Annotated in this window: 21 protein-coding genes and 1 rRNA gene; 21 read left to right on the top strand and 1 reads right to left on the bottom strand. The window is 66.6% G+C overall.

From position 1 onward, the window contains the following. Nucleotides 1-2 precede the first annotated feature (2 nt). The 3 genes from BM150_RS17800 to BM150_RS17790 all read left to right on the top strand — a co-directional run bounded on the left by BM150_RS17800 (nucleotide 3) and on the right by BM150_RS17790 (nucleotide 2,313). Nucleotides 3-755 (top strand): IclR family transcriptional regulator, encoded by a 753-nt coding sequence (locus tag BM150_RS17800; protein ID WP_092928450.1) that lies wholly within the window; start codon nucleotides 3-5, stop codon nucleotides 753-755. A gap of 23 nt (nucleotides 756-778) precedes the next feature. After that, complete coding sequence (locus tag BM150_RS17795) at nucleotides 779-1,168, top strand: RidA family protein (RefSeq protein WP_092928449.1); 390 nt, start codon at nucleotides 779-781, stop codon at nucleotides 1,166-1,168. A gap of 134 nt (nucleotides 1,169-1,302) precedes the next feature. Beyond that, a complete protein-coding gene (locus tag BM150_RS17790; protein WP_092928448.1) occupies nucleotides 1,303-2,313 on the top strand; it encodes an endonuclease/exonuclease/phosphatase family protein in 1,011 nt (336 codons plus the stop codon). Nucleotides 2,314-2,362: 49 nt separating this feature from the next. Here BM150_RS17790 and BM150_RS17785 read toward each other — a convergent pair whose 3' ends face one another. Then, the gene (locus tag BM150_RS17785; RefSeq protein ID WP_245755575.1) at nucleotides 2,363-2,779 is read right to left on the bottom strand and encodes a DUF1844 domain-containing protein; all 417 of its coding nucleotides are present in this window, start codon (nucleotides 2,777-2,779) and stop codon (nucleotides 2,363-2,365) included. Between the two features lie 211 nt (nucleotides 2,780-2,990). Here BM150_RS17785 and infC point away from each other — a divergent pair, with 211 nt between their 5' ends. From infC to BM150_RS17695, 18 genes are all read left to right on the top strand, one after another. After that, complete coding sequence (gene infC / locus BM150_RS17780; protein ID WP_092632001.1) at nucleotides 2,991-3,605, top strand: translation initiation factor IF-3; 615 nt, start codon at nucleotides 2,991-2,993, stop codon at nucleotides 3,603-3,605. 124 nt (nucleotides 3,606-3,729) lie between these two features. Next, nucleotides 3,730-3,924 carry a 50S ribosomal protein L35 gene (gene rpmI, locus BM150_RS17775; RefSeq protein WP_092928447.1) on the top strand — a complete coding sequence of 65 codons (195 nt, stop codon included), beginning with the start codon at nucleotides 3,730-3,732 and terminating at the stop codon, nucleotides 3,922-3,924. 114 nt (nucleotides 3,925-4,038) lie between these two features. Further along, nucleotides 4,039-4,407 carry a 50S ribosomal protein L20 gene (gene rplT, locus BM150_RS17770; protein WP_092928446.1) on the top strand — a complete coding sequence of 123 codons (369 nt, stop codon included), beginning with the start codon at nucleotides 4,039-4,041 and terminating at the stop codon, nucleotides 4,405-4,407. 78 nt (nucleotides 4,408-4,485) lie between these two features. Continuing rightward, nucleotides 4,486-5,304 carry a TrmH family RNA methyltransferase gene (locus tag BM150_RS17765; protein WP_425427429.1) on the top strand — a complete coding sequence of 273 codons (819 nt, stop codon included), beginning with the start codon at nucleotides 4,486-4,488 and terminating at the stop codon, nucleotides 5,302-5,304. Between the two features lie 230 nt (nucleotides 5,305-5,534). Next, nucleotides 5,535-6,602, top strand: coding sequence for a phenylalanine--tRNA ligase subunit alpha (pheS, locus tag BM150_RS17760; RefSeq protein WP_092928445.1), 1,068 nt, complete (start codon nucleotides 5,535-5,537; stop codon nucleotides 6,600-6,602). A 70-nt stretch (nucleotides 6,603-6,672) separates the two neighbouring features. After that, entirely contained in the window at nucleotides 6,673-9,165 is a 2,493-nt protein-coding gene (pheT, locus tag BM150_RS17755) for a phenylalanine--tRNA ligase subunit beta (RefSeq protein ID WP_092928444.1), read from the top strand. A gap of 204 nt (nucleotides 9,166-9,369) precedes the next feature. Further along, nucleotides 9,370-10,395 carry an N-acetyl-gamma-glutamyl-phosphate reductase gene (gene argC, locus BM150_RS17750; protein ID WP_092928443.1) on the top strand — a complete coding sequence of 342 codons (1,026 nt, stop codon included), beginning with the start codon at nucleotides 9,370-9,372 and terminating at the stop codon, nucleotides 10,393-10,395. Then, nucleotides 10,392-10,799: an ACT domain-containing protein gene (locus BM150_RS17745; RefSeq protein ID WP_092928442.1), complete on the top strand. Its 408-nt coding sequence runs from the start codon at nucleotides 10,392-10,394 to the stop codon at nucleotides 10,797-10,799. Before argC ends, BM150_RS17745 begins: the two co-directional genes overlap by 4 nt. A gap of 38 nt (nucleotides 10,800-10,837) precedes the next feature. Further along, on the top strand, nucleotides 10,838-12,016 hold the full coding sequence (gene argJ, locus BM150_RS17740; protein WP_092928554.1) for a bifunctional glutamate N-acetyltransferase/amino-acid acetyltransferase ArgJ: 1,179 nt from the start codon (nucleotides 10,838-10,840) through the stop codon (nucleotides 12,014-12,016). Continuing rightward, entirely contained in the window at nucleotides 12,013-12,936 is a 924-nt protein-coding gene (gene argB / locus BM150_RS17735; RefSeq protein WP_092928441.1) for an acetylglutamate kinase, read from the top strand. The genes argJ and argB overlap by 4 nt, the downstream gene beginning before the upstream one ends. Then, nucleotides 12,936-14,147, top strand: a complete 1,212-nt coding sequence (locus BM150_RS17730; RefSeq protein ID WP_092928440.1) for an acetylornithine transaminase — start codon at nucleotides 12,936-12,938, stop codon at nucleotides 14,145-14,147. Before argB ends, BM150_RS17730 begins: the two co-directional genes overlap by 1 nt. Further along, nucleotides 14,147-15,073, top strand: a complete 927-nt coding sequence (argF, locus tag BM150_RS17725) for an ornithine carbamoyltransferase (protein ID WP_092928439.1) — start codon at nucleotides 14,147-14,149, stop codon at nucleotides 15,071-15,073. The genes BM150_RS17730 and argF overlap by 1 nt, the downstream gene beginning before the upstream one ends. Beyond that, complete coding sequence (locus tag BM150_RS17720; protein WP_092928438.1) at nucleotides 15,070-15,573, top strand: arginine repressor; 504 nt, start codon at nucleotides 15,070-15,072, stop codon at nucleotides 15,571-15,573. The genes argF and BM150_RS17720 overlap by 4 nt, the downstream gene beginning before the upstream one ends. A 64-nt stretch (nucleotides 15,574-15,637) precedes the next feature. Then, nucleotides 15,638-16,834, top strand: a complete 1,197-nt coding sequence (locus BM150_RS17715; RefSeq protein ID WP_092928553.1) for an argininosuccinate synthase — start codon at nucleotides 15,638-15,640, stop codon at nucleotides 16,832-16,834. 81 nt (nucleotides 16,835-16,915) lie between these two features. After that, nucleotides 16,916-18,382: an argininosuccinate lyase gene (gene argH / locus BM150_RS17710; RefSeq protein ID WP_092928437.1), complete on the top strand. Its 1,467-nt coding sequence runs from the start codon at nucleotides 16,916-16,918 to the stop codon at nucleotides 18,380-18,382. 103 nt (nucleotides 18,383-18,485) lie between these two features. Beyond that, the gene (locus BM150_RS17705; protein ID WP_425427431.1) at nucleotides 18,486-19,100 is read left to right on the top strand and encodes a DNA-3-methyladenine glycosylase; all 615 of its coding nucleotides are present in this window, start codon (nucleotides 18,486-18,488) and stop codon (nucleotides 19,098-19,100) included. Between the two features lie 139 nt (nucleotides 19,101-19,239). Beyond that, on the top strand, nucleotides 19,240-20,511 hold the full coding sequence (tyrS, locus tag BM150_RS17700) for a tyrosine--tRNA ligase (RefSeq protein ID WP_092928436.1): 1,272 nt from the start codon (nucleotides 19,240-19,242) through the stop codon (nucleotides 20,509-20,511). A gap of 585 nt (nucleotides 20,512-21,096) precedes the next feature. Next, nucleotides 21,097-21,268: ribosomal RNA gene (locus tag BM150_RS17695) — 16S ribosomal RNA — on the top strand; the annotation flags it as partial.

Here is a 21,268-nt window from a genome sequence, read left to right as displayed (position 1 = left end):
GAATGAGCCAGAGCCTGCGGCGTGGACTCGCGCTGCTGACCGAGTTGGCCGACGGGCCCCGCAACCTCGACCAGCTCTCGGAGGCGGTGGGAGTGCACAAATCCACCGTCATGCGGCTGCTGCGTTCATTGGAGGCCGACAGGTTCGTCAAACGATCCGATGCGTACCGCTATCGGCTCGGAAGCGCACTGTTCGAGCTGGCCGACCGCGCGTTGGACGGGATCGACGTGCGCGACACGGCTCGCTCCCACCTGCTCGAACTCGGGGAGAGCACGGGGCACACCGTGCATCTGGCCGTTCGCGAGGACGATCAGGTCGTCTATGTGGACAAGGTGGACAGCACCCATGCGGTCCGGATGTACTCGCGCATCGGTGCCCGCGCACCGTTGCACTGCACGGCGGTGGGAAAAGTGCTGCTTTCCGGACTCGACGAGCCCGCCCGCAGGGAGGTCGCCGCCACGCTGGACTACCCCGCGCTGACGGACAACACCATCACCGACCCCGAGCGGTTCCTGGACGAACTGGACCGGGTGTCACGATCCGGCCATGCCGTCGACCGCGGCGAGCACGAGGACTTCGTGCACTGCATAGCCGCCGGAGTGCGCGATCCTCGCGGCGAGATCGTCGCCGCGGTTTCGTTGTCGGCGCCGAAGGTGTTGTTCGACTTCGACGAACTGCTCGGATCGATCGGTGAGCTGTCCCGTGTCTGCGACCGTGTCTCGGTCGAACTCGGTTGGCAGCCACCGGACAGCTGATTTCTCTCGAAAGGTGGATACCAATGTCCAGAACCGTCGTGACCACCCCGAAGGCCCCGACCCCGCCCGCGGGAGTTCCGCTGTCGCAGGCCGTGTGCAAGGGCAACCTGGTGCAGGTCTCGGGACAGACGGGTGTTGATCCCGCCACCGGAAAGCCGGTGTCGGACTCCGTGGCCGAGCAGACCGAGCAGGCGCTGCGCAACGTTTTCGCCATCCTGGCCGAGGCGGAGGCGGGAGTCGAGGACGTGCTCATGCTGCGGGTCTACCTCACAGACGTGGCTCATTTCACGGAGATGAACGAGACCTACGCTCGTGTGGTCGGGGAGCCCTACCCGGCACGAACCACGGTCTACGTGGGGCTGCCCGCGAATCTGCTCGTCGAGATCGACGCGCTGGCAGTGCGCGGGCAGTGACTCGGTAGTGCCGTTCACCGGTACAACGTTCGCCGCGGCGGTGGGTCTCCCCGGACGTCCGACCGGCGTTCTCCCACGTCGTTTTCCCGGTAGCTCTCAGCTTTTTCAAAGCTCGGCACGTCAGACTGTCCGGGATGGTACGGCGAGCCACACGACACGCCCTTGACGCGGACCGCACCACGCCCTCCCGTGGTGCGGGTCCGAGCGTGCTCGGACCGTTGAGCGCGTTGTTCCGGCCCTGGCGCGCACGCGAGACCGTTGTCGCGTGCTTGGCCGCGGGAATCAGCGCTCTCCTGCTGTGCCATCGTCTGCTGCCCAATCCGATGGGGATCGGAACCCTCGTGGACAGTTTCGCGCCCTGGCTGGGAGTAGCGGTTCCGCTGGTGGCGCTGCCCGCGTTGCTGTCGCGGTGCCGTGCCGCGGTGCTGCTGCTCGTGCCCGCACTGATATGGGGTCTCGTCTTCGGAACAGCCGTTCCGGCGAACGATCGGAACGCGGCGGGAGGAGTGGGGGTCGTCACCCAGAACCTCTACGCGAGCAACAGCGATCCCAAGGCCACACTGCGCGATCTCTCGCATACCGATGCCGACCTGGTCGGACTGCAGGAGATCACATCGCGAACCCGCTCGGTGGCGAGCGAGGCACTGCGGGAACGCTATCCGCACCACATCACGATGGGGACCGTCGGTCTCTGGAGCCGTTACCGGCTGTCGGACGTACGAGCCGTGGACCTCGGCCTGGGCTGGACCCGTGCCGTTCGAGCGGTCGCACACGCTCCCCAGCGGGAGATAGCGGTCTATGTCGCCCATCTTCCTTCGCTGCGTCCGGATTCGGTGGAGCAGCGGGACCGAGGACTGCGGAAACTCGCCACGGCGGTGGCGGGTGAGGCCGTCGAGGACGTGGTCCTGCTCGGCGATCTCAACACCGCCACCACCGACCGGGCGTTGCGTTCGCTCACCCGGCGGTTACCGAGCGTCGCCGGTGAAGCCACGGCAGGCTTCGGTTTCACCTGGCCGGACGCGTTTCCCGCCGTACGGCTCGACCACGTGCTGTCCAGGGGTGTGCGCGTTACCGACGCGGAGGTCGTCGACACCAGGGGAAGTGATCATCGGGCGGTGCGGGCGACGCTGAGCGGTCTGCGCTGATCCCGGGCGTGCCGCCCGAGAGCTTCGGGGTGCCCGGCCGGACAGCCGTTCAGTGAACGGGGCCGGTGTATTTCTCACCAGGGCCCTGACCGGGCGGATCCGGCTCCGAGGACGCTTCCCGAAAAGCACGTTGCAGCGTCTGCAGCCCGTCCCGCAGCGCTCCCGCATGGGGGCCGAGATACTCCACCGAGGCCGTGATCAGGCCGGCCAGCGAAGTGATCAGACGGCGTGCCTCGTCGAGGTCACGCACCGGGGAGTCGTCCGGGTCCTCCTCGGCCAGGCCCAGTTTCTCGGCCGCCGCCGACATCAGCATCACGGCGGCCCTGCTGATCACCTCGACGCTGGGAACATTGCTCAGCTCGCGCACGTTGTGCGGGGTATCCGTGGCATCGAGGCCCTCCCCGGAGTGGTCGCCGTCCGGCGGTGCGGCTGTTTCGGGGGACTCGGTTGGCTGCGACTCGGTCACGCCTGTTACTCTCACATGCGCGCAACGCCCCCGGCCTTTCGGGGGCGGTAAAGTGGAGCCCCGCTCCCACCCGCGTGGCCGGTTCACAGGCCGCCGGGTCCCGATCCCGCCGAGAACACCGTTCGACGGCGGAATGAGGCGGTATTGCCATACCGGTTCGATCGGTTGGAGTAAAAGGGTCTCGCGGATCCGGCAGGATGCCGCGAGGCGGCTGCATGCTCTAGGGGCGAGCTTCACGCCGCGGTGCAGCACAGAAACACCATCGAACCGAGGAGACCCCATCAGCTCCGAGACGCGCATCAACGACCGCATCCGTGTGCCCGAGGTCCGGTTGGTCGGACCGAACGGTGAACAGGTCGGCATCGTCCGTATCGAGGACGCACTCCGGCTCGCGGAGGAAGCGGAGTTGGATCTCGTCGAGGTCGCTCCGCAAGCCAAGCCGCCGGTGTGCAAACTCATGGACTACGGCAAGTTCAAGTACGAGAGTGCGCAGAAGGCTCGCGAGTCACGCCGCAACCAGCAGCAGACCGTCATCAAGGAGCAGAAGCTCCGTCCCAAGATCGACCCGCACGACTACGAGACCAAGAAGGGTCACGTTTCGCGCTTTCTCGGTCAGGGGCACAAGGTCAAGGTGACGATCATGTTCCGCGGCCGCGAGCAGTCCCGCCCCGAGCTGGGGTTCCGGTTGTTGCAGCGGCTGGCCGACGATGTCTCAGAGCAGGGCTTCATCGAGGCCAAACCCAAGCAGGACGGCCGCAACATGACCATGGTGCTGGCTCCGCACAAAACCGGTAAAGGCAACAAGAGCAAGGCGAACGCGTCATAACCGTAACGCGGCAATCGGGTACCGGGGCCACCGAACGCATCAGGTCGTGGAATCACCCGGAACGCATGCCGGGCGGGATTCTCATCGGGATTCTGCCCGGCGTTCGCACGAAAAGAGGATGATAATGCCCAAGAACAAGCCACACAGCGGCGCTTCCAAGCGGTTCAAGGTCACCGGATCGGGCAAATTGCGCCACGAGCGTGCCGGCCGTAGGCACATCCTGGAAAAGAAGTCGAGCAGGGTGAAGCGTCGATTGAAGGGCACTGACGAGGTGTCGCCGAACGACACCCGGCAGGTCAACAAGATGCTGGGACGCTGAGCTTCGCTCAGTCACGGGTGTGGTCGGGAGCTTGACCCGCCACACCCTTCGGACCAGTGACAGCCTCATCCGCCGGGGCGGGGCTCCGCCCCCGATGCGATCAGGACGGAACCAATGGCACGTGTCAAACGATCGGTGAACGCGCAGAAGAAGCGCCGCAAGATTCTGGAGTCCGCCAAGGGCTATCGCGGGCAGCGTTCTCGCCTTTACCGCAAGGCCAAGGAGCAGATGCTGCACTCGCAGGTCTACTCCTATCGGGACCGGCGGGCGCGCAAGGGCGAGTTCCGCAAGCTCTGGATCATGCGTATCAACGCGGCCAGCAGGCAGAACGGGCTGAGCTACAACAAGTTCATGCAGGGTCTGAAGGCCGCCGAGGTCGAGGTCGACCGCAAGATGCTCGCCGAGCTGGCGGTCAACGATCCGCAGGCCTTTACCGCGCTGTGTGACCAGGCGCGTAGCAGCCTCCCGGAAGGCACGGTCTGATTGGATCGAGCCGGCGCCCGGCACACCGGTGCGGATCCCGCGGAAGGGCGGGCGAGCCCCGATAAGGCTCGTTCGTCGTTGACGGAACGTTCCGCACGGGTCGCTTCCGCTCGTAAGCTCACGCGGCGTGCCGGGCGCGAACGTGCCGGTATGTTTCTGGCGGAAGGTGCCAACGCCGTCCTCGAGTCGCTGGACTCGCGGACGGCGGAGCGGCCTCGCACCGAGGTTCGCGAGGTGTTGGCCACTTCCGAAGGACTGCGACGGGTTCCGGAGATCGCCGAGCGCTGTGCGGCGAGCGGAGTGCCGTTGTGGACCATCACCGAACGAGCGGCTGCCTGCCTTTCCGAAACGGTTACCCCGCAAGGGCTGGTCGCCGTCTGCGAGGCGCCCGCGACGGACACCGCTACCGTGCTGGCTCATCGGCCTTCCCTGGTCGTGGTGCTGCTCGACATCGCCGACCCGGGTAACGCGGGTACGGTGCTTCGTGTCGCGGATGCCGCCGGTGCGGGCGCCGTGCTGTTCGCGGGCGAGACCGTCGACCCCTACAACGGGAAGGCCGTTCGGGCCTCCACCGGCAGCCTTTTCCACCTTCCGGTGGCTCGGGAACGTGATGCCGACACGGTATTGGCCGCCTGTCGAGGAGCGGGACTGCTGCTGGTCGGAGCCGATGGTGCGGCCCGCTCCGATCTGCACACCGCTGAGGAGAGCGGCAGGCTGGACGTGCCGACCGCCTGGGTGTTCGGCAGCGAGGCGCACGGTCTCGGGGAGTACGGTGAACGGTTGGACGTCACGCTGCGCGTGCCGATCTACGGCCGAGCGGAGAGCCTGAACCTGGCGACCGCCGCTGCCGTCTGTCTGTACGCCTCGGCCCGTCGCGTTCGCCCGGACGTCGAGTGACCGCTCCGCCGCTCGTACTGTCTCCCGGCTCGGCGGTCCCCCGGAGCTCGCGGCACCCCTGAGTTCGTCGGGCCAGTTGGTTCCGCGGTGTTTCCCCGGACACCCGTACGGGTCGTTTCGCGATTCCGCCGAACCCAATCACATACACTGTTCTCCGAGGGAGTCAGTGTTCACACGCCAAGACCGGTTCGCTCAGGCGGGCCGTCGGATACGGGAGTTACACAGCGACAATGTCTGGAGCCAACGACCCGTACGACCCGAAGGAGGTCGTCGCGCTCGCGCCGGAGACGTTGCAAAACGCGGTCGACGACGCTCGCAAAGCCTTCGACGGCGCCGCTGATCTCGATGAACTCGCCGCGGTCAAGCCAGCGCACCTGGGCGAGCGCTCTCCGGTGCTGACCGCGCGACGCGAGATCGGATCGTTGCCGGCGGAGGAGAAGGCCGATGCCGGTAAGCGGGTCAACGAGACGCGCCAGGCGATCCAACAGGCGTTCGACGCCCGTCACGAGCAACTGCGCGCCGAACGCGACGAGCGGGTGCTGCAGGAGGAGGCCGTCGACGTCACGTTGCCGACCGATCGCGTTCCTTCGGGGGCACGGCACCCGATCACTCAGCTCATGGAACGCGTCGCGGACGACTTCGTGGCGATGGGTTGGCACGTTTCGGAAGGCCCGGAGCTGGAAGCCGAGTGGTTCAACTTCGACGCGTTGAACTTCGGCAAGGACCACCCGGCCCGCACGATGCAGGACACCTTCCACATCGCTCCGGAGGACTCCGGACTGGTGCTACGGACCCAGACCTCGCCGGTCCAGGTGCGTGCCCTGCTCTCCAGCGAGCTGCCCGTGTACCGCGTTTCACCCGGAAGGGTGTTCCGCACGGATGCGCTCGATGCCACCCACACCCCGGTGTTCCATCAGATCGAAGGGCTCGCGGTGGACCAGGGACTGACCATGGCGCATCTCAAGGGCACGCTGGACGCGTTCGCCCGCGCCATGTTCGGGCCGGACACCTGGACGCGGTTCAGGCCCAACTTCTTCCCCTTCACCGAGCCGTCCGCCGAGATGGATGTCTGGTTCCCGGAGAAGAAGGGGGGCGCCGGCTGGGTCGAATGGGGTGGCTGCGGCATGGTGCACCCCAACGTGCTGCGCGCCTCCGGGGTGGATCCCGAGACCTACACCGGGTTCGCCTTCGGTATGGGAGTGGAACGTACCCTGCAGTTCCGCACCGGCATACCCGACATGCGCGACATGGTCGAGGGTGACGTCCGGTTCACCGAGGCGTTCGGCATCGAATACTGAGTCCGGTCGGGTGCCCGGGCTCTTGCCCGCACCGCCGACCCCACATGATCGAGAGAAGGGCTGCGATCCAGTGCGGATTCCGGTTTCCTGGCTGGCCGAGCATCTTGAGCTGTCCGAGGACACGAGCGTCGACACACTCGCCGAGGCGTTCGTGAACATCGGGCTGGAAGTCGAGGAGGTCACCCGACTCACCCCGATCATCGGCCCACTCGTCGTCGGACGGGTAGCCGAGATCGAGGAACTGACCGAGTTCAAAAAACCCATCCGCTACTGTCGGGTCGAGGTCGGAAAGTCCGAGACCGGTGAGCAACAGACTCGTGGCATCGTGTGCGGCGCCACCAACTTCAGCGCCGGCTCGCTGGTGGTGGTGGCACTGCCCGGTACTGTTCTCCCGGGCGATTTCGAGATCAGCGCTCGCAAGACCTACGGGCGTACCAGCGAGGGCATGATCTGTTCGACCAAGGAACTGGGAATCGGCGAGGACCACGACGGTATTCTGGTACTCCCGCCCGGCTCCGCCGATCCCGGAAGCCCGGCCAACGAGATCGTCGGACTGGACGATTCGGTGATCGAGCTGGCCATCACGCCCGATCGCGGTTACTGCTTCTCGGTGCGCGGTCTCGCCCGGGAACTCTCCAACGCGTTGGACGTGCCGTTCGGGGACCCCGCGAACCGGGGCATCCCGGATGACGACCGCCCCTCCCGCACGGTGCGGATCGAGGACGCTTCGGCCTGCTCCCGGTTCGTGTTCCGCAGACTGACCGGGGTCGATCCGACGGCTCCGACTCCGTGGTGGATGCAGCGACGACTGGCGCTGGCCGGTATTCGGTCCATCTCCCTGCCGGTGGACATCACCAACTACGTGATGCTCGAGCTCGGCCAGCCGCTGCACGCCTGGGACACCGCCAAGCTGTCCGGCGACATCGTCGTGCGCCGAGCCGTGGCCGGGGAGTCCCTCGTCACGTTGGACGGCGTGCGGCGTGACCTCGATCCCGACGACATCGTTATCTGTGACGACTCCGGTCCCGTCTCCCTCGCCGGCGTCATGGGGGGTGCCAGTACCGAGATCGGACAGGACACCAATGACGTCCTGCTCGAGGCGGCGAACTGGGAGCCCACGGGAATCTCGCGCATGATCCGCAGGCATCGGTTGCCCAGCGAGGCGGGCAAGCGTTTCGAGCGTGGTGTGGATCCCGCAGTGGCCGCCGTGGCGGCGGAACGCGCCGCCAGACTGCTCGTCGAGTACGGGGAAGCGACCATCAGCGCTGGGCGCACCGATGTGGGCGAACCGCCGCAGCCGCAACCGGTGACGATGCCGCTGGCACTGCCGGACCAGGTCGCCGGTGTCCGCTACGGACGTGGTGTCACCGCCAAGCGGCTCAACCAGATCGGCTGCGGAATCGAGGTGGGTACATCCGATGACGGTGTCGGTGTGGTGACCGCACTGCCGCCGACCTGGCGCCCCGATCTCACACAGCCGGCCGATCTGGTCGAAGAGGTACTCCGACTGGAGGGGTACCACACCATCCCGTCCGTCGTTCCCGCGGCGCCCACCGGGAGCGGACTGAGCGCTACCCAGCGCCGCAGGCGCGCGGTCTCGCGTGCGCTGGCGCACGACGGTTGCGTCGAGGTGCTGCCGTTCCCGTTCACCGGTGAGGACACCCTCGACGCCCTGGGAATCGGCGAGGACGATCCGCGTCGACGTACCTTGCGAGCCGTCAACGCCCTCGAATCGGATCGTGCGCTGCTCAGCACCACGCTGCTGCCGGGGCTGTTCGACGCATTGCAGCGCAACCTTTCCCGCGGCAGGCGTGATCTCGCGCTGTTCCACATCGGCCAGGTGGTGCTGCCCGAGCAGGATCAGCCCTCCGTTCCCGAACTCGGGGTTCGGCAACGTCCCTCGGACGAGCAGTTGGCAGCGCTCCACGCCGCGTTGCCCGCGCAACCCCAGCACGTCGGTGTGGTGCTCGCGGGACAGCGGGAGCGTTCCGGCTGGTGGGGTTCCGGCCGGGAGGCGGACTGGTCGGACGCCGTGGCGGCGGCCAGACTCGTCGCCGAGACGGCCGGAGTGTCGTTGACCGTCTCCGCCGCGGACAGGGCGCCGTGGCATCCGGGGCGCTGTGCCGCGCTCGAGGTGGACGGCACGGTCATCGGATATGCCGGTGAGTTGCACCCCAAGGTGGTGGAGGCTCTCGAACTGCCCAAACGCACCTGTGCGATGGAGCTGGATCTCGACGCGCTGCCGATGACGGACGGGCGTCCCGCGCCGAACATCTCGGCCTATCCACCGGTGCGGCTGGACGTGGCGTTGGTGGTCGACGAGGGTGTTCCGGCCGCCGAGCTCGGGGAAGTGCTTCGCGACGGTGGTGGCGAGCTCATCGAGGACATCCGGTTGTTCGACGTTTTCACCGGTGAAAAGCTCGGTGCCGAGAAGAAGTCGTTGGCGTTCGCGTTGCGGCTGCGTGCTTCCGACCGAACGTTGACCCAGGAGGAGGCGACCGAGGTGCGGGACGCCGCGGTGGCCGCCGCCGACCAGCGGTTCGGAGCGGTGCTGCGCGGTTAACCACAGCGGACTCGTGCCGAGTCGGCTCACCTCGGCGCGGGAAATACCCGCGACGTCGGCTTCGAACGGCCGACTGTGACTCAGCTCGGGGTGGGTGGTCGCTACGGCGGCCACCCACCCCGAGCTTTTCGTCTCTCCGCCCCTCGTTCGTACTTCGGGGACCCCCTGTTGATTGATTTTGCATAAGAGTGCATAATCATTCGCATGGTTGTACGAGTGGCGGTCGCCGGTGCCAGCGGCTATGCGGGCGGGGAGCTGTTGCGTCTGTTGCTGGCACACCCAGAGGTCGAGATCGGCGCTCTCACAGCGGGGGGAAACGTCGGCAGTACGCTCGGGGAACATCACCCCAACCTCACCGAGCTGTCCGACAGGACGCTCCGTGAGACCGACGCCGAGGTGCTCGCCGGTCATGACGTGGTCTTCCTCGCGTTGCCGCACGGGCACTCCGACGTGTTGGCCGGTCAGCTCCACGACACCCTGGTGATCGATTGCGGAGCGGATCACCGACTCGAGGATCCGGCGGCGTGGCAGCGCTGGTACGGCGGGGAACATCCCGGCAGCTGGCCCTATGGTCTGCCCGAACTGCCCTGGGCGAGGGAACGAATCACCAAGGCGGACCGGATAGCCGTACCCGGATGTTTCCCGACGGTGACCACGCTCGCGTTGTTGCCCGCCCTGCTCGACGGGCTGGTCGAGCCCGACCTGGTGGTCGTGGCAGCGACCGGGACCTCCGGGGCGGGGCGAGCGCTCAAACCTCATCTGCTCTCGGCGGAGGTCATGGGATCGGCCAGCGTCTACGGCGTCGGTGGGGCGCACCGGCACACCCCGGAGATGATCCAGAATCTGGGAGCGGCGGCAGGCGAAGCCGTGCGTGTCTCCTTCACCCCGATGTTGGCCCCCATGTCGCGGGGCATCCTGGCCACCTGCAACGCGCGACTCCGGGAAGGGGTCGAGCCCGCTCGGGTGCGGCAGAGCTACACACGCCTCTACGAGGCGGAACCCTTCGTGCGGGTGCTGCCCGAAGGGCAGTGGCCACAGACCTCGGCCACGCTCGGGGCCAACACCGTGCACCTGCAGGTCGCCGTCGATGACGACGCCGGAAGCCTGATCGCCGTCGGTGCCGAGGACAACCTCACGAAGGGCACGGCAGGCGGTGCGGTGCAGTGCATGAACCTCGCCCTGGGGCTTCCCGAGACCACTGGTCTTCCCACAGCGGGGATGGCGCCGTGACGGCACTAACCCTGCGAGCGCACGAACAGCCCCTCGCCGTGGCCACGCCCGAACCGGGAACCGTTCCCGAACTTCCCGCCTCCGGACCCGTCAACGCCGAGCTCGTCACCGGAAACGACCGTACGCTGGTGTTCGCCTACCGGGATGTCGCCGAGCTCTCCGAGGCCTTGATCGTCCAGGGCCCCTTCCGGGCGTTGGAGATAGCCGGGCCGTTGGACTTCTCGTTGACCGGTGTCCTGGCCGCTGTGCTGTCCCCGCTGGCGGAACGCGAGATCAGCGTGTTCACGCTGTCGACCTTCGACACCGACTGGATCCTCGTCGGGGAGAACGCACTTCCGGACGCCGTGGACACGCTGCGCCGAGCCGGGCACACCGTGGTCGAGCACTTCGAGGGAGAACATTGAGTACGAGTCACGAGACGACCGACGTCGGCGTGCACGACATGGCCGCGGACAGGCGAAACGGTGTCACCGGTCCGCGCGGTTTCCGGGCTTGCGGTGTTGCCGCCGGTATCAAGTCCGGCGCCGCCCTCGACCTCGCGCTGATCGTCAACGACGGTCCCGGGCAGCAGGCCGCCGGGGTGTTCACCACCAACCAGGTCAAAGCGGCTCCCGTGCTGTGGTCCGAACAGGTGCTGCGAGAGCGGAAGTTGCGTGCCGTGGTGCTCAATTCCGGTGGTGCCAACGCCTGTACCGGCCCGGAGGGGTTCCAGGACACCCATGCCACCGCCGAACGCGCCGCTGAACTGCTCGGTACTGGTGCGATCGAGATCGGTGTCTGCTCCACCGGCCTCATCGGGCAACGACTGCCGATGCCCGCCCTGCTGGAGGGCCTCGACACCGCGGTGACCGGACTGGACGACACCGAACTGGCGAGCACCGATGCCGCGAGCGCCGTACTGACCACGGACACCCATCCGAAACAGGTCTGCCTCACCCACCCCGACGGCTGGTCGATCGGCGGCATGGTCAAAGGGGCGGGAATGCTCGCACCGAACCTCGCGACCATGCTCGCGGTCGTCACCACCGACGCCGGTGTCGAAGGCGAGACGTTGCAACGAGCCCTTCGGCAGGCCTGCGGCGGCACTTTCGAACGGCTCGACGTCGACGGTGGCACCTCCACCAACGACACCGTGCTGCTGCTGTCCTCGGGAGCCTCCGAACTCGCTCCTGCCGAGGCCGAGTTCACCGAGCTGCTGACCCGAGTCTGCGGCGATCTCGTCCGACAACTGCAACACGACGCCGAAGGCGCCACCAAGGCGATCGACATAACGGTCCGCGGAGCGGCGTCGGAGGAGGACGCGGTGAGCATCGCCCGGTTGGTGGCCGAGGACAACCTGGTCTCGGCCGCGCTGTTCGGTTCCGACCCCAACTGGGGACGCATCGCCATGGCCGTGGGGCGCTCCGCGGTCACGATCGACGCCTCGGCCATGGAGATCATCGCCAACGGCGTGACGCTTTACTCCCGGGGGACCCCGGTCGCCGACCGCGACACGGTGGATCTCTCCGGACGAGACATCGAGATCGTGGTCGACCTGCATCTCGGTGACCACGGCGCCACCGTGCTGACCACGGATCTTTCCCACGACTACGTCGAAGAGAACAGCGCGTATTCCACATGAGCAGCACGAGCCACGACGAACGGTTGAGCACGGCCGCCGCGAAGGCCGGTGTGCTGACCGAAGCACTGCCCTGGTTGGAGCGGTTCCGCGGTGCCACCGTGGTGGTCAAGTACGGCGGCAACGCCATGACCGACGAAAAGCTCAAGCGGGCATTCGCCGAGGACATGGTTTTCCTGCGGCTGGCCGGACTGCGCCCCGTGGTCGTTCACGGCGGTGGTCCGCAGATCACCGAGATGCTCGACCGGCTCGGCATGCCCGGTGAGTTCCGGGGCGGACTGCGGGTCACCTCACCGGAAACGATGGATGTGGTCCGGATGGTCCTCGTCGGCCAGGTCGGTCGTGAGCTCGTCGGACTGATCAACCAGCACGGTCCGCACGCGGTGGGCATGTCGGGTGAGGACGCGCACCTGCTCACCGCCCGCAGGCGCAACGCCGTGGTGGACGGCGAACCGGTGGACATCGGGCTGGTCGGCGACGTCGAATCGGTCGAGCCGACCGCCGTGCTCGATCTGATCGAGACCGGCCGCATTCCGGTGATCTCCACAGTCGCTCCCGACGCCGACGGTGTGGTGCACAACGTCAACGCCGACACCGCCGCCGGAGCCCTGGCCGTCGCGCTCGAAGCGGAGAAGCTCGTCGTGCTCACCGACGTCGAGGGGCTCTACACCGACTGGCCCGACCGGGATTCACTGGTCTCGCGACTGGACACCGCGCGACTGACGGAACTGCTGCCGAACCTGTCCTCCGGAATGGTTCCCAAGATGGAGGCCTGCCTACAGGCGGTGACCGGTGGCGTCCCCCGGGCTCACGTGATCGACGGGCGACTCGCTCACTCGGTGCTGCTCGAAGTGTTCACCAGCGAGGGTATCGGCACGATGGTCGTTCCCGGCGAGCCGACCCAACGAAAGGACGATGCCTGATGTCTTCCCAGGAACAGGGCAATTCCGCTGCCGCGCATCGTTGGCGGGAAGCGATCATGCCCACCTACGGCACGCCGGCGGTGGAGCTGGTCAGCGGTTCGGGATGCACGGTTACCGATGCCGAGGGGAACACCTACCTGGACCTGCTCGGTGGTATCGCCGTGGCCGCCCTCGGCCACGCCCACTCCGCCGTCACCTCGGCAGTTTCCGAGCAGATCGCGAAACTCGGACACGTCTCCAACTTCTACAGCCACGAGCCGGAACTGCGACTGGCGGAGCGGTTGCTCCAACTGGCGTGGGTCGGCGACAACGGCAGGGTTTTCTTCTGCAACTCGGGTTCGGAGGCCAACGAAGCCGCCTTCAAGATCGCCCGGCGCACCGGTCGTCCCAACATCGTGGCCGCGGACGGCGGTTTCCACGGCCGTACCATGGGATCGTTGGCGCTGACCGGACAACCGGCCAAACAGCGGCCCTTCGAACCGCTGCCCACCGGAGTCTCACACGTGCCCTTCGGGGACGTCACCGCTCTCGATGAGGCGGTCGACGAGCACACCGCCGCGATCGTGCTCGAACCGATTCAGGGCGAGGCCGGCGTGATCGTCCCTCCCGAGGGATACCTGCGATCCGCGCGGGAGATCGCCGACCGCAACGGCGCACTGTTGGTCCTCGACGAGGTGCAGACCGGAATCGGACGCACCGGATACTGGTTCGCCTTCCAGCGCTGCGGCATCGTGCCGGACGTGATCACCCTGGCCAAGGGGCTGGGCGGCGGGTTGCCACTCGGCGCCTGCATCGGAGTGGGGCGAGCGGCCTTCCTGCTGGAACCCGGCCAGCACGCCACCACCTTCGGCGGGAACCCGGTCTGTTGCGCCGCCGCGCTGGCGGTGATCGACACCATCGAGTCCGAAGGGCTGCTGAAGCACGTCGCCCGGCTGGGCAAGGAAATCATCGCCGCCGTCGAGCGTCTCGAGCATCCCGCGGTGAGCGAGGTGCGCGGCGCCGGGTTGCTGCTGGCCGTCGAGCTCAACGACGACATCGCTCCCGCGGCGGTGGAAAGCGCCCGTGAGCGCGGCTACCTGATCAATCCCGTCCGTCCGGACACCCTGCGGCTGGCGCCCCCGCTGATCCTGGACGGCCAGCGGGCCAACGATTTCGTCCGCGATCTCGCCGAGGTGCTCTCCGAAGCATCCCGCGGAGAAGGGAAGAACTGATGCCGCGTCATTTTCTGCGTGACGACGATCTCACACCCGTCGAGCAGCGCGAGATCCTCGACCTGGCCGACGAGTTCAAACACCGCCGAACCGACAACACACCCCTGGCGGGCCCGAAGTCGGTAGCGGTCATCTTCGAGAAGACATCCACCAGGACGCGCCTCTCCCTCGAAACCGGGATCGTCCAACTCGGCGGCCATCCGGTCGTGATCGACGCACGCACGATGCAACTCGGCCGCGAAGAGACGATAGAGGACACCGCACGAGTGCTGAGCCGCTATGTCGATGTCGTGGTGTGGCGCACCTTCGCACAGGCACGCATCGACGCGATGAGCTCGGCATCCGACATCCCGGTCGTCAACGCGCTCACCAACGAGTTCCACCCGTGCCAGGTGCTCGCCGACCTGCAGACCGTCCGGGAACGGCACGGCACCCTCGCCGGGCTGACCCTGACCTACCTCGGCGACGGCGCCAACAACATGGCCCACTCACTGCTCATCGGTGGAGCGACCGCCGGGATGCACATCCGGATCGCCGCACCCGAGGGTTTCGAACCCGAGCAGTGGGTGCTCGAAGCGGCGCACAAGCGTGCCGTCGAGACCGGAGGCTCCAGCCGCGTGCTGAGCACCCCGCGGGAAGCCGTCGCCGGGGCCGACGTGGTCGCGACCGACTCCTGGACCTCCATGGGGCAGGAGAACGACGGCAAGGATCGGGTCGGGCCCTTCCGGCCGTTCCGGCTCGACTCCGCTCTGTTGGAGGCCACCGGCAAATCCGACACCACGGTGCTGCACTGCCTGCCCGCTCACCGGGGATGGGAAATCACCGACGAAGTACTGGACGGCCCCGCCAGTGCGGTGTTCGACGAGGCGGAGAACCGGTTGCACACCCAGAAGGCGCTGTTGACTTGGTTGGTGCAGCGACGATGAGCACACGAGTGGCGCGGCAGGCGCGCATCGTCGAACTCGTCACCGGCTCCGAGATCCGCAGCCAGACCGAACTGGTGAGGCTGCTCGCGGCCGACGGCATCGACGTCACGCAGGCCACCCTGTCACGTGACCTCGACGAGTTGGGCGCGGTGAAACTCCGGGCACCCGACGGGGGACAACCCGTTTACGTCATTCCCGAGGACGGCAGCCCGATCCAGGGGGTGCAGGGCGGAACCGCACGGTTGAGCAGGCTGCTCGGCGAACTGCTCGTCAGCGCGGAGGGATCGGGGAACCTGACGGTGCTGCGAACTCCGCCCGGCGCCGCCCAGTTCCTGGCCAGCGCCATCGACAGATCGTCGATGGACGAGGTGGCGGGCACTATCGCGGGTGACGACACCCTGCTGGTCGTGGCCCGTGAACCACTCACCGGTGAACAACTCGCCGAGCGGTTACGCGAGCTCGGCGCACAACAGCCCGAGTCGGCCGCCACGACGGACTGAACGGACACCGCGGTCGAACAGGCACCCGACAACAGCCAGCACAACAGGTACTAGGAGCATGATCATGAGCGACCGGGTCGTACTCGCCTACTCCGGCGGACTGGACACCTCAGTCGCCATCGGCTGGATCGCCGAGGAGACCAACGCCGAGGTCGTCGCCGTGGCCGTCGATGTCGGCCAGGGCGGCGAGGACTTGGAGACGGTGCGCAAGCGAGCGCTGGCCTGCGGCGCGGCCGAAGCCGTGGTCGCCGACGCGCGCGCCGAGTTCGCGGAGCAGTACTGCCTGCCCGCACTGCAGGCCAACGCGATGTACATGGACCAGTATCCGCTGGTCTCGGCGCTTTCGAGGCCGTTGATCGCCAAGTACCTGACCGACGCGGCTCGGCAACACGGTGCGGACACCGTCGCGCACGGCTGCACCGGCAAGGGCAACGATCAGGTCCGTTTCGAGGTCGGCATCGGAGCGCTCGCCCCCGAGATGAAGGTACTCGCTCCGGTTCGTGACTTCGCCTGGACCAGGGAAAAGGCCATCGACTGGGCCGAACGGCACGGCCTGCCGATCGACGTCAGCAACAAGTCCCCCTACTCGATCGACCAGAACGTGTGGGGGAGGGCCGTCGAGACCGGATTCCTCGAGGACATCTGGAACGCGCCCATCGAGGACGTCTACTCGTACACCGCCGATCCGACGCAGTCGCGCGACCCCGACGAGGTGGTCATCACCTTCGACCAGGGTGTTCCCGTGGCGATCGACGGGACAGCCGTCACCCCGCTGCAGGCGGTCACCGAGCTGAACCGCCGTGCGGGCGCCCAAGGCGTGGGCAGGCTCGACATGGTCGAGGACCGGCTCGTCGGCATCAAGAGCCGGGAGATCTACGAGGCGCCCGGCGCGTTGGCGCTGATCACTGCTCACCGCGAGCTCGAGGCCGTCACCCTGGAGCGCGATCTCGCGCGGTTCAAGCGCACGGTTCAGCAGCGTTGGGGCGAGCTCGTTTACGACGGCCTGTGGTTCTCGCCGCTGAAGACCTCGCTGGACTCCTTCATCGCGGACACGCAGCGCCACGTCTCCGGTCAGATCCGGATGACCCTGCACGCGGGCAGCGCGGTGGTGACCGGTCGCAGCAGTGAGCAGTCGCTGTACGACTTCAACCTGGCCACCTACGACGAGGGCGACAGCTTCGACCAGGAACTGGCGAAGGGCTTCGTGCAGCTGTGGGGTCTGCCCAGCAAGATCGCCGCCAAGCGCGAGCAGTACCACTGAACGTCCCCGCCGTGACGGGCATCGCCCCGGTGCCCGTCCAGCCCTGTCCGTGCCGCTTCGCGTTTCCCGAGGAAGAACCGCATGTCCCGACAAGACGATTCCGCCACCGACAGCGATCGGTCGGATCCGACCATGCTCTGGGGAGGACGGTTCACCTCCGGCCCCTCCGAAACCATGGCCGCGCTCAGTCTGTCCACACATTTCGACTGGTCGCTCGCGCCCTACGACATCGCGGGTTCGAAAGCCCATGCCAGAGTGCTGCACGGTGCGGGACTGCTCACCGAGTCCGAGCTGGAAGACATGTTGGCGGGGCTGGACACGCTCGCCACCGAGGTGCGTACCGGACGGTTTCTGCCCGAGCCGGATGACGAGGACGTGCACACCGCCCTGGAGCGCGGGCTGCTCGAACGTGTCGGGACCGAACTGGGCGGTAAACTCCGCGCCGGGCGTTCCCGCAACGACCAGGTGGCCACTCAGTTCCGGATGTGGCTGCGTGACGCGGTGCGCGGCATCGTCTCGGCCGTACTCGATGTGATAGATGCCCTCGGCGAGCAGGCGGCCGCCCACCCGAGCGCGGTGCTCGCCGGGCGTACTCATCTCCAGCACGCCCAGCCCGTGCTGTTGGCTCATCACCTGCTCGCGCACTCCCAGGCTCTGCTGCGCGATGTCGCCCGACTGCGTGACTGGGACGAGCGCACCGCCGTCTCGCCCTACGGCTCCGGTGCTCTGGCCGGATCCTCACTGGGCCTGGATCCCGACGCGGTAGCGAGCGAGCTCGGGTTCGAGCACGGGGTGGACAACTCGATGGACGGCACCTCGTCGCGCGATTTCGCCGCGGAGGCGGCCTTCGATCTGGCCATGCTCGGCGTGAACCTCTCGCGCATCGCCGAGGAGATCGTCGTCTGGAACACGGCGGAGTTCGGCTACATCACACTGGACGATGCCTGGGCCACCGGCAGTTCGATCATGCCGCAGAAGAAGAATCCCGACGTGGCCGAACTGGCTCGCGCCAAGTCGGGCAGACTGATCGGAAACCTCACCGGTCTGCTGACCAGCCTCAAGGCACAGCCACTGGCGTACAACCGGGATCTGCAGGAGGACAAGGAACCCCTGTTCGACTCGGTTCACCAGCTGCGACTGGTACTGCCCGCCATGGCGGGCATGCTCGGCACGTTGACCTTCCACACCGAGCGGATGGCCGAGATGGCACCCGCGGGATTCACGCTGGCCACCGACATCGCCGAGTGGCTGGTGCGGCGTGGTGTCCCGTTCCGCGTCGCGCACGAGGCCTCCGGCGAGTGCGTACGGCTCGCGGAGTCGCGTGGTGTCGGGCTCGACGAATTGACCGAGCAGGAGCTCTCCCGGGCACATCCCGAGCTCACGCCGGCCGTTCGTGAGGTGCTGACGGTTCGAGGAGCGGTCTCGGCACGTGACTCACGCGGTGGCACGGCTCCCGATCGCGTCGCCGAGCAGGCTCGGCGGGTCGATGAGCACGTGGCACGACACCGCGCGTGGCTGGACAGCGAATCCTCCCGCTACCCCGGGTGAACCTCCCGCCGTGCCGGATCGGAGTCGGGGATTCCCCGGTCCGGCACGGCTCCGGTTCGTTCTCCGCCGCGCGGCACCCGGTAGTGTGCTCGTCGTGATTGAGGTGACACGCTCCGAGACAGCACGTGACCCGCTCCGCGTGGCGCGTTTCCTGCTCGGTTGTGAGTTGGTTTCGAACTCGCCCCAGGGTGTGGTTCGCGTCCGGCTCGTCGAGGTGGAGGCATACCGCGGCCAGGACGATCCGGCATCACACTGCTATCGCGGGCGTACCGAACGGAACGCGGTCATGTTCGGGCCGGCGGGTCATCTCTACGTGTACTTCGTCTACGGGATGCACTTCTGCGTCAACGTGGTTTGCCTGACCGACGGGCAGCCCGCGGCGGTGCTCCTACGGGCCGGTGAGATCATCGAGGGGGCGGAACTGGCACGCAGTCGTCGTCCCGCGGCTCGCAAGGAGAGCGCACTGGCCAGCGGGCCGGCTCGACTCGCGGGGGTGCTGGGAATCACTCGTGAGTGCAACGGCGCGGATCTGACACGTCCCGACTCGCCGATCCGGTTGCTGCGGGGGTGTGCCGTGGAGGACGAGGACGTGCGCAGTGGTCCCAGAGTCGGGGTTTCCACTGCCACGGAGCTGCCCTGGCGTTCCTGGGTGCACGGTTCGCCCGCCGTGAGTTCCTATCGACGTGGTGGTCGGCGTAGGGTCACGAGCGGGAGCTGAGCGGAATGTGCCGACTCCACCGGCTCTTCGTCGCCTGACGCGAATCCTCGCCCGGCACGAGGCGGTCGTCCCGTGACTCCTGACTCGAATTCCAGGGGGTCGTCGACATCGTGTCGTCCGCGTGAGCCAAACTGGCAGCGTGAGTGAGCACATCCTTGACGAACTTTCCTGGCGCGGTCTCATCGCGCAGTCCACCGATCTCGATTCGTTGCGTCGTGATCTCGATTCACCGCCACTCACACTGTATGCCGGTTTCGATCCGACCGGACCGAGCCTGCACGCTGGTCATCTGATTCCGCTGCTGACCCTGCGTCGTTTTCAGCTCGCCGGACACCGTCCGCTCGCACTGGCAGGCGGTGCGACCGGTTTGATCGGTGATCCACGTGACGTGGGCGAACGCAGTCTGCACGACGAGAACGTCATCTCCGAATGGACCGAGGGCATCCGCGAACAGCTCAGGCTCTTCGTCGACTTCGACGACTCGGAGACCGGGGCCGTCATGGAGAACAACGCCCACTGGACCGCGAACCTGCCCGTAACGACGTTCCTGCGGGACGTGGGCAAGCATTTCTCGCTCAACTCGATGCTTTCACGCGAAACCGTCAAGCGACGGTTGGAATCCGACGGGATGTCCTACACCGAGTTCAGTTACATGCTGCTGCAGGCCAACGACTACGTACAGCTCAACCGTCGTTACGGCACGGCCCTGCAGCTGGGCGGATCGGACCAGTGGGGAAACATCATCGCCGGTGTCGACCTGCTGCGCCGACAGGACGGTGCGAGTGCGCACGCACTGACCACACCACTGGTCACCGACGCGGAGGGGAACAAGTTCGGCAAGTCCACCGGCGGTGGCAATCTCTGGCTCGACCCGGCGCTGACTTCTCCGTACGCCTGGTACCAGTACTTCATCAACACCGCCGATGCCGATGTGGGCAAGTACCTGCGGTTGTTCACCTTCCTGGACCGTGCGGAGATCGAGGAGCTGGAACTCGCCACGGTGGAGCGCCCGCGGCAACGTCTCGGGCAGCGCAGGCTTGCCGAGGAACTGACCACCCTGGTGCACGGGGCCACGGCTACCGAGCAGGTGGCTGCCGCCAGCCGTGCGTTGTTCGGAGGTGGGGACCTGAACCTGCTGAACGCCGACACCCTGGAATCGGCGATGGCCGAGATACCAACCGCGCGACTCAGACTGAGCGACGAGCCGACGATCGTCGATGTGCTCGTGGAGAGCGGTCTGGTCACGGGACGCAAGGCGGCCAGACGTACCATCGCCGAGGGCGGGGCCTACGTCAACAACGCCAAGGTACTCGACGACACCTGGGCACCGGGCATGGCGGACCTGCTGCACGGCACCTGGTTGGTGGTTCGTCGTGGCAAGCGTCACACTGCGGGAGTCGAGTTGGTCTAATAAGCTTCTCCTCGTAACGGTGAGGCGTTTGACCAGCTGGTTCGTTTCAGCGGGTGGTAAGTGCGGCCGATTTGACGTCGGCTGTGTCGTGGGGTAGATTCAATCCCGTCAGCGCTGCGGGAGTGTTCGTTAATCCTTGAGCGTTGACCTTTCCGATCGATCGGGCCCGGGTGCGGGCCCCGTTGATCCGGGATGTTTTCCGGCTGCTAGAATGCGAAGGCAGACATCCTTACGGGGGCTCGAGGCTGATTGATTCGAGCTCCGTGGTTGCTTGTACAATCTAGACTCGATCGGTATGGCGCCGGTCTTCCGGATGTTAAAAAGGGACCCCCCTGAAACGCCGGTTTGTTCCGATGCTAGAGTGATCGATGTTCCGCTTGGTCGGTGAGTGAACAAGCATTCGCCGGACTTCGGAGCAATGACCTGCCGCGTGGGTGGTGGGTGTGTTCTTTGAGAATTCAACAGTGTTTGTGCACGCGTGTGTGTGTTTGTTTCTTGTCTTTTTTGCTTTGAGTATCAACTCGCATTGTGCCTCTGTTGTGGGGTGTGGTGTGGGTTGTGCTGGGGTTTGATTTTTTCCATGCATTGTTGGAGAGTTTGATCCTGGCTCAGGACGAACGCTGACGGCGCGCTTCACACATGCAAGTCGAGCGATGGCGCCGGTTTTCGGATCGGTGTGCAGAGCGGCGGACGGGTGAGTAACACGTGAGTAACCTGCCCTGGGCGTGGGGATAACCCTGGGAAACTGGGGCTAATA

The sequence above is a fragment of the Actinopolyspora alba genome (assembly GCF_900112765.1).
GTDB classification, from domain to species: Bacteria; Actinomycetota; Actinomycetes; order Mycobacteriales; family Pseudonocardiaceae; genus Actinopolyspora; species Actinopolyspora alba.
Note: the sequence above shows the minus strand (reverse complement) of the source record. Positions and strands in the feature narration are given on the sequence as shown.

Excerpts from the sequence above, each read along its gene's own strand:
- BM150_RS17720 (WP_092928438.1), top strand. The coding sequence starts at position 15,070 with ATGAGCACACGAGTGGCGCGGCAGGCGCGCATCGTCGAACTCGTCACC.
- BM150_RS17800 (WP_092928450.1), top strand. The coding sequence starts at position 3 with ATGAGCCAGAGCCTGCGGCGTGGACTCGCGCTGCTGACCGAGTTGGCC.
- argH (WP_092928437.1), top strand. The coding sequence starts at position 16,916 with ATGTCCCGACAAGACGATTCCGCCACCGACAGCGATCGGTCGGATCCG.
- argC (WP_092928443.1), top strand. The coding sequence starts at position 9,370 with ATGGTTGTACGAGTGGCGGTCGCCGGTGCCAGCGGCTATGCGGGCGGG.
- pheS (WP_092928445.1), top strand. The coding sequence starts at position 5,535 with ATGTCTGGAGCCAACGACCCGTACGACCCGAAGGAGGTCGTCGCGCTC.
- argJ (WP_092928554.1), top strand. The coding sequence starts at position 10,838 with ATGGCCGCGGACAGGCGAAACGGTGTCACCGGTCCGCGCGGTTTCCGG.
- BM150_RS17795 (WP_092928449.1), top strand. The coding sequence starts at position 779 with ATGTCCAGAACCGTCGTGACCACCCCGAAGGCCCCGACCCCGCCCGCG.
- rpmI (WP_092928447.1), top strand. The coding sequence starts at position 3,730 with ATGCCCAAGAACAAGCCACACAGCGGCGCTTCCAAGCGGTTCAAGGTC.
- argF (WP_092928439.1), top strand. The coding sequence starts at position 14,147 with ATGCCGCGTCATTTTCTGCGTGACGACGATCTCACACCCGTCGAGCAG.
- BM150_RS17730 (WP_092928440.1), top strand. The coding sequence starts at position 12,936 with ATGTCTTCCCAGGAACAGGGCAATTCCGCTGCCGCGCATCGTTGGCGG.
- argB (WP_092928441.1), top strand. The coding sequence starts at position 12,013 with ATGAGCAGCACGAGCCACGACGAACGGTTGAGCACGGCCGCCGCGAAG.
- rplT (WP_092928446.1), top strand. The coding sequence starts at position 4,039 with ATGGCACGTGTCAAACGATCGGTGAACGCGCAGAAGAAGCGCCGCAAG.
- BM150_RS17715 (WP_092928553.1), top strand. The coding sequence starts at position 15,638 with ATGAGCGACCGGGTCGTACTCGCCTACTCCGGCGGACTGGACACCTCA.
- BM150_RS17790 (WP_092928448.1), top strand. The coding sequence starts at position 1,303 with ATGGTACGGCGAGCCACACGACACGCCCTTGACGCGGACCGCACCACG.